Annotated in this window: 1 pseudogene; it reads right to left on the bottom strand. The window is 51.1% G+C overall.

Going from position 1 to position 270, the window contains the following annotated elements:
- Positions 1 to 270 (bottom strand): annotated as a pseudogene (locus HBA93_RS21300) (YadA-like family protein); the annotation flags it as partial.

Raw genomic sequence — 270 nt, 5'->3', positions numbered from 1 at the left:
ATAGCCAACACCTGCGGCGATACTGGTTGCGTTCTTGAAACCACCCATTCCCATTGCAATGGAGCCTTTGCCCGCTCGATCATCATAACGCAAACCTGCTGCGGCCATAGCCGAAGCAATACCGGCACGGGCTTCTTTGCGCACGTCAGAAATTTCGCCGTTAAGCGCGGCAAATTTTTCATTATTGTTATCGCGCAGGGTTGTGATTTGCTGATCTGTATAATCTCTGCTGTCACTGGCTGACTGCTTAACCTGTCGTACAGTTGCGGC

It is taken from the genome of Ochrobactrum sp. SFR4 (assembly GCF_019730395.1).
In the GTDB taxonomy this organism is placed as follows: domain Bacteria; phylum Pseudomonadota; class Alphaproteobacteria; order Rhizobiales; family Rhizobiaceae; genus Pseudochrobactrum.
The sequence above is the reverse complement of the archived record's forward strand: the minus strand, read 5'-3'. Positions and strand labels throughout refer to the sequence as shown.